4 protein-coding genes are annotated in these 6,362 nt (G+C 73.7%); 3 read left to right on the plus strand and 1 reads right to left on the minus strand.

Annotated features, from left to right (window positions below; translation table 11 throughout):
* The first annotated feature begins 184 nt into the window (after positions 1 to 184).
* Positions 185 to 1,807 carry a citramalate synthase gene (cimA, locus tag JNW98_RS27125; protein WP_223770939.1) on the plus strand — a complete coding sequence of 541 codons (1,623 nt, stop codon included), beginning with the start codon at positions 185 to 187 and terminating at the stop codon, positions 1,805 to 1,807.
* A 15-nt stretch (positions 1,808 to 1,822) separates the two neighbouring features.
* On the opposite strand, the gene JNW98_RS27130 is transcribed toward cimA, so the two are convergent.
* Positions 1,823 to 2,446 (minus strand): YceI family protein, encoded by a 624-nt coding sequence (locus tag JNW98_RS27130; protein ID WP_223770942.1) that lies wholly within the window; start codon positions 2,444 to 2,446, stop codon positions 1,823 to 1,825.
* A 286-nt stretch (positions 2,447 to 2,732) separates the two neighbouring features.
* On the opposite strand from JNW98_RS27130, the gene JNW98_RS27135 reads away from it, so the two are divergent.
* Together JNW98_RS27135 and JNW98_RS27140 are read left to right on the plus strand one after the other, a co-directional pair.
* Positions 2,733 to 5,087 carry a polysaccharide lyase 8 family protein gene (locus JNW98_RS27135; RefSeq protein ID WP_223770940.1) on the plus strand — a complete coding sequence of 785 codons (2,355 nt, stop codon included), beginning with the start codon at positions 2,733 to 2,735 and terminating at the stop codon, positions 5,085 to 5,087.
* Between the two features lie 220 nt (positions 5,088 to 5,307).
* Positions 5,308 to 6,362, plus strand: a 1,055-nt coding sequence (locus JNW98_RS27140; RefSeq protein WP_223770941.1) for an acyl-CoA carboxylase subunit beta, incomplete at its 3' end; no start/stop codon positions are given.

The following is a 6,362-nucleotide window of genomic DNA, read 5'->3' on the forward strand; positions in this document are numbered from 1 at the left end:
CGTACGTACCGCAGTACGGCGCGTTCACCGTCGTCCCCAGACCCGCGCGCAGACCTCTCGCACCCGCGAGAGGTTTTTTCGTTTCCGGCCCACCTTCAGCCGGGAACGGAGCGCGCGGGACCATGGAGGGACGGTGGAGCCGGTCATTCCGGTAGACCGAGATCCCGACAGGAGCCTCAGCAGCATGACGGACACCCTCACGGACGCCCCCGAGGCGGCGCCGTCCGACGCGTTCCACGTCTTCGACACCACGCTCCGCGACGGCGCGCAGCGCGAGGGCATCAACCTCACGGTGGCGGACAAGCTCACCATCGCCCGGCACCTGGACGACTTCGGCGTGGGCTTCATCGAGGGCGGCTGGCCGGGCGCCAACCCGCGGGACACCGACTTCTTCCGGCGCGCCCGGGAGGAGATCACCTTCCGCCACGCCCGGCTCGTCGCCTTCGGCGCCACCCGCAAGCCGGGCGTCCGGGCGGAGGACGACCCGCAGGTCGCGGCGCTGATCGCGTCCGGCGCCCCGGTCGTCACCGTGGTCGCCAAGGCGCACGACCGGCACGTCGAACTGGCGCTCCGCACCACGCTGGACGAGAACCTGGCGATGGTCCGGGACACCGTCGCCCACCTGCGGGCGCACGGCCGGCGGGTGTTCGTCGACTGCGAGCACTTCTTCGACGGCCACCGGGCCAACGCCGCGTACGCCACCGAGGTGGTCCGCGCCGCGCACGAGGCGGGTGCCGACGTGGTCGTGCTCTGCGACACCAACGGCGGCATGCTCCCCGCGCAGGTGGCCGAGACCGTCGCGGCGGTCCTCGCGGCGACCGGCGCGCGGCTCGGGATCCACGCGCAGGACGACACCGGGTGCGCGGTGGCCAACACCCTGGCCGCCGTGGACGCGGGCGCCACGCACGTGCAGTGCACGGCCAACGGCTACGGCGAACGAGTGGGCAACGCCAACCTCTTCCCCGTCGTCGCGGCCCTGGAGCTCAAGTACGACCGGCGGGTGCTGCCGCCCGGCAAGCTGACCGAGACCACCCGCATCTCGCACGCCATCGCCGAGGTCGTCAACCTGACGCCGTCCACGCACCAGCCGTACGTGGGGGTCTCCGCCTTCGCCCACAAGGCCGGACTGCACGCCTCCGCGATCAAGGTCGACCCGGACCTGTACCAGCACATCGACCCCGAACGGGTCGGCAACACCATGCGGATGCTGGTCTCCGACATGGCCGGCCGGGCGTCGATCGAGCTCAAGGGCAAGGAGCTCGGCATCGACCTAAGCGGCGACCGCGAACTCGTCGGCCGGGTCGTCGAGCGCGTCAAGGAGCGGGAGGCGCAGGGTTACACGTACGAGGCGGCGGACGCCTCCTTCGAACTGCTGCTCCGCCAGGAGGTGACCGGCCGGGCGCTCCGCTACTACCGCGTCGAGTCCTGGCGCGCCATCGTCGAGGACCGCCCCGACGGCACGCACGCCAACGAGGCGACAGTGAAGCTCTGGGCCAAGGGCGAGCGGATCGTCGCCACCGCCGAGGGCAACGGCCCGGTCAACGCGCTGGACCGGGCGCTGCGTTCGGCCCTCGAACCCTTCTATCCGCAGCTCGCCAAGCTGGAGCTGACCGACTACAAGGTCCGCATCCTCGAAGGCAGCCTGGGCACCGGCTCGATCACCCGCGTCCTGGTCTCCACCAGCGACCAGGACGGCGAGTGGTCCACGGTCGGCGTCGCCGAGAACGTCATCGCGGCGTCCTGGCAGGCGCTCGACGACGCGTACGCGTACGGGCTGTGGCGCGCGGGCGTCGAACCGCGGGAGTGAGTCCCGGCGGCGGGCTCAGGCGGCCTGGGGGGTGGCGCGGACGGCAGAGATGTCGAAGAGCAGCTTCACCTTGTCGCTGATCATGACGCCGCCGGCCTCCAGGGCCGCGTTCCAGGACAGCCCCCAGTCGGAGCGCTGGATCGTGGCGTGGCCCTCGAAGCCGGCGCGTTCGGCGCCGTAGGGGTCGACGGCCGAGCCGTTGAACTCCAGGTCGATGGTGACCGGGCGGGTGACGTCCTTGATGGTGAGGTCGCCCGTCAGGCGGTAGACGTCGCCGCCCAGGGACTCGGCGGCGGTGGAGCGGAAGGTCATCAGCGGGAACCGCTCGACGTCGAAGAAGTCCTCCTTCCGGAGGTGCGCGTCGCGGTCCTTCATGCCGGTGTCCACGCTGGCGACGGTGATGTCGAGGGAGGCGGTGGAGCGGGAGGGGTCGGTTCCGTCGAGGTGGAGCGTGCCCTGGTGCTCGTGGAAGGAGCCGCGGACGTTGGTGACCATGGCGTGGCGGACCATGAAGCCGAGCGTGCTGTGGGCGGGGTCGATGGTCCAGTCGCCGGTGAGGGCGGCCAGCGCGGGGTTCGGGGCGGCCGGGGTCTCGGGGGCGTCGGTGCCGGAGACGGACTTGCGGGTGAAGGGGCCCATGGCGTTCTCCTCGCGGGTCGGCGGCCGGCCGGGCGGGGCCGGCGGGGCGGTCGATCGCTCGACCGTGTCCACGGTAACGCTGGATAGTTAATGCTTCAACTTGTTTGGGTGACGTGTCGGACGGGATTCTGCGGGGGCGCGGCGGCGGGCGGGGAGGCTGTTTCCAGCCGTTCCCGGGGGTGGCGCGGCCGTTCCCGGGGGCTGCCCCGCGGCATTGCGCCGCCCGGTCCCGCCCTGGCACGGTGTGGGCCGTCCCGCGCAGCCCTCCCGCACCGTGAGGACCCCCATGCCTCCACCCTGGACCCGCCGCGCCTTCCTCGCCACGGCGCTCACCGCCCCCGTCGCGGGTGCCCCACCCGTCGCCCCACCCGCCGACCCGTTCACCGCCCTCCGCCACCGCTGGCGCGACCTCCTGCTCGGCACCGGTTTCGACCCGGCCGCCGAGCCGTACCGCGCGGTCCTGCGCCGCACCGGCGCGACCGCCCGCACCCACCGGGCCCGGATGCGGCCCGCCCCCGGGTCGCTCTGGCCCGACGCCCCCTTCGACCCGCCCTCCGGCATCACCCTCAGCCACGCCCGGCTGCACGTCATGGCCCGCGCCTACGCCCAGCCCGGCACCGGCCTCACCGGCGACGCGGCGCTCGCCGCCGACGTCCTCACCGGCCTCGACCACGTCCACCGGACCGTCTACCACCCGGGCACCCAGCGGTACGGCAACTGGTGGGAGTGGCAGATCGGCACCCCGCGCCTGCTGCTCGACACGCTCACCCTGCTGCATGCCGAGGCCGGGCCCGCCCGGCGCGCCGACGCGCTCGCGGCGGTCGACCACTTCGTCCCGGACGCGCTGCTCGGCCCGTACACCGGCACCAGCACCGGCGCCAACCGTGTCGACCTCTGCCGCGTCGTCGCCCTGCGCGGCGTCCTGGGGGAGGCGCCCGCGAAGCTCGCGCTCGCCCGGGACGCCCTCACCCCGGTCCTGGCCCACGTCGACCACGGCGACGGCCTGTACGCCGACGGATCGTTCCTCCAGCACACCGCCGTCCCCTACACCGGCACCTACGGGTGGGTGCTGCTCGACGGCCTCGCCCGGCTCCTCGCCCTGCTGCGCGGCTCCGCCTGGGACGTCGCCGACACCGGCCGGCGCTTCGTCCACGACGCCGTCGACCGGGCGTTCGTCCCGCTGATCCACCACGGCCTGGTGGCGGACACCGTCTCCGGCCGGGCCGTCAGCCGGGGCCTGACCGACGACGGCGGGCCGCCGCAGAGCGACCGGCAGCGTGGCCACGCCCTCGTCGCCGCCATCGCGCTGCTCGCCGAGGGCGCGCCCGCCGCCGCGCGCACCCGGTGGCACGGTCTGGTCAAGGGCTGGGCCGCCGGCGACCCGGCCGCCCCGCTCCTCGCCGACCCCCAGTTCGAAACCGCCGACCTGGCCCGGCTCGCGGCCGTCCTCGCCGGTCCCGCACCCGTCGTACCGGAGAAGGCAGGGCACCGGCTGTTCCCCGCCATGGACCGGGCCGTGCACCGGCGCCCCGGCTGGACCGCCGCCCTCGCCATGGCCTCCGACCGCGTCGCCCACTACGAGAACGGCAACGGCGAGAACCCGCGCGGCTGGCACGCCGGCGCCGGGATGCTCCTCTGGTGGGTCCCCGGCGGCGAGGACCAGTACGGCGACGGCTTCTGGCCCACCGTCGACCCCTACCGCCTCCCCGGCATCACCGTCTCCGCCAAGCGCCTCGCCGACGACGAGGGCGGTGCGTGGGGCAAGCCGCGACCGGACGTCCGCTGGGTGGGCGGCGTCACGGACGGCACGTACGCGCTCCTCGGCCAGCACCTCAAGGGGCTCGGCTCCACCTTGGAGGCGCGGCGGGCCTGGGTCTGCGCGGACGACGCCGTCGTCTGCCTCACCGCGGGCGTCACGGCCCGCGACGGGACCCCCGTCGAGACGGTGCTCGACAACCGGCGGCTCACCGGCCCGCCCCGGCTCACCGTGGACGGCCTCCCCTGGTCCGGTGCGGCGGGGGCCTTCCCCCGCGCTCGCTGGCTGCACCTGGAGGGGCACGGCGGCTGGGTGCTCCCCGGCGGAGCGCCCGTGCACGTCCTGGACGAACGCCGCACCGGCGCCTGGCGGGACGTCAACGCCGGCGGCTCCGCCCGCCCGCTCACCCGCCGCTACCTCACCCTCTGGCACCCGCACGGCACCGACCCCGACGGCACCGACCCCGAGGACGCCGGTCTCGTCCACCTGCTGATGCCCGGCGCGAGCCGCGCCGCCGTCGCCGCCCGGGCGGCGGACCACGGCCGCCTCACCGTCCTCGCCAACACCGCGGACGTTCAAGCCGTACGTCTCGCTTCGCCCGCCCTCACCGCCGCCGCCTTCTGGCGCGCCGGCACTGTCGGCTCCCTCACCGTCACCGCCCCCGCCGCCGTCCTCGTCCGCCGCCACGGCCGGCGCACCACCCTCCACCTCGCCGAGCCCCCGCGCACGGGCGCGCCGGTCGACCTCCTCTGGGCACGGCCGGTGCGGCGGGTGGTGGCCCACGACCCGTCCGTACAGGTACGCGCCACCGGGCCGGTGCTGTGGCTGCGGATCCGCCCCGGGAACCGGTGTCTGCCGCACCGCTGCGAGGTCGAGACCGGGTGAGGCCCCGGTCGGCGCCCGGTCGGGCGCGGCCGCAGCGGGCCTCGCGTCCTGACGGAGTCCGAGTGGTTTTGTGGACTACCCACAGCGTGGGAAGTCCAGACGAACAGGGGCAACTGATAGGGGCGCAGTGCGATTCTGTGCTCCTTGCCCACCAAATCGAGCACTACCTTGTGCGGAGTCGACATGATGTTCCGGCACGGGTCCCACGTACCGTCTATCCATGAGCAATCTCGAAGGTGCGCCCGAAGAGGCGAGTGACGTCCGTGGGCGCGTCGCCGAGCTGCACGCCATCCGCGAGCAGGTTCGGCGTGGTCCGAGCGACCGGGCTACCCAGGCACAGAAGGCCAAGGGGAAGCTGACGGCCCGCGAGCGTATCGATCTGCTGCTGGACGAGGGCTCTTTCTCCGAGGTCGAGCCGCTGCGCCGGCACCGCGCCACGGGCTTCGGCCTGGAGGCGAAGAAGCCGTACACCGACGGCGTCATCACCGGCTGGGGCACCGTCCACGGCCGGACCGTGTTCGTCTACGCCCACGACTTCCGGATCTTCGGCGGCGCGCTGGGCGAGGCCCACGCCACCAAGATCCACAAGATCATGGACATGGCCATCGCGGCCGGCGCGCCCCTGGTGTCGCTCAACGACGGCGCCGGCGCCCGCATCCAGGAGGGCGTCTCCGCCCTCGCCGGCTACGGCGGCATCTTCCAGCGGAACACCAAGGCGTCGGGCGTCATCCCGCAGATCTCGGTGATGCTCGGCCCGTGCGCGGGCGGCGCGGCCTACTCGCCCGCCCTGACGGACTTCGTCTTCATGGTCCGCGAGACCTCGCAGATGTTCATCACCGGCCCGGACGTGGTCCGCGCGGTGACCGGCGAGGAGATCACCCAGAACGGCCTCGGCGGCGCCGACGTGCACGCCGAGACCTCCGGGGTGGCCCACTTCGCGTACGACGACGAGGAGACCTGCCTGGAGGAGGTCCGCTACCTGCTCTCCCTCCTCCCGCAGAACAACCGCGAGAACCCGCCGCGCGTCGTCTGCGAGGACCCGGTGGACCGCACCGGCGAGGCCCTGCTCGACCTCGTCCCCGCCGACGGCAACCGTCCGTACGACATGCGCAAGGTCATCGAGGAGATCGTCGACGACGGCGAGTACCTCGAGGTCCACGAGCGCTGGGCGACCAACATCATCTGCGCCCTGGCCCGGCTCGACGGCCAGGTCGTCGGCATCGTCGCCAACCAGCCGCAGTCACTGGCCGGCGTCCTGGACATCGAGGCCAGCGA

Origin of the sequence: Streptomyces huiliensis (genome assembly GCF_020037025.1) — a bacterium.
Classification (GTDB): Bacteria; Actinomycetota; Actinomycetes; order Streptomycetales; family Streptomycetaceae; genus Streptomyces; species Streptomyces huiliensis.

Bases quoted from the DNA above. Each gene is read 5' to 3' on its own strand.
- JNW98_RS27135 (WP_223770940.1), top strand. From the start codon at position 2,733: ATGCCTCCACCCTGGACCCGCCGCGCCTTCCTCGCCACGGCGCTCACC.
- JNW98_RS27130 (WP_223770942.1), bottom strand. From the start codon at position 2,446: ATGGGCCCCTTCACCCGCAAGTCCGTCTCCGGCACCGACGCCCCCGAG.
- cimA (WP_223770939.1), top strand. From the start codon at position 185: ATGACGGACACCCTCACGGACGCCCCCGAGGCGGCGCCGTCCGACGCG.